Source organism: Pseudidiomarina fusca, from assembly GCF_032227045.1.
Lineage (GTDB): Bacteria > Pseudomonadota > Gammaproteobacteria > Enterobacterales > Alteromonadaceae > Pseudidiomarina > Pseudidiomarina fusca.
Map to the genome: position 1 here is coordinate 1 of NZ_JANFPJ010000036.1, position 327 is coordinate 327.

Below are 327 nucleotides of genomic sequence, written 5' to 3' on the forward strand. Positions count from 1 at the left end.
TCGGATAAAGTTTTCATAAGCCCGTATTCTACAAATAAAACTGTAACACTCAATCTTGTAACAGTTATTATTGTAACATGAGACGGTATGGAAGTGTTCAACACGACACAAAAACATCTCCGCCGTGCCATTGACTTGGTCGGCGGGCAATCAGCATTAGTACGAGCCATCAACTCAAAACAGCAAAACGTCTGGTTTTGGTTGAATAAATCAGGGCGTGTTCCCGCTGAATTCGCTCTACCCATCGAACAAGCTACGCAAGGACAAGTAACCCGATCTCAGTTAAGACCGGACATCTACCCCGAATGCCCAAGCGGAGTTTTTCAA

General features: G+C 44.3%; 1 protein-coding gene. It reads left to right on the forward strand.

What is annotated here, in order from left to right; genetic code table 11:
* Nucleotides 1–87 precede the first annotated feature (87 nt).
* Nucleotides 88–327 (forward strand): helix-turn-helix domain-containing protein (locus tag NOG12_RS11905; protein WP_313933364.1); only part of this gene is annotated, 240 nt, incomplete at its 3' end.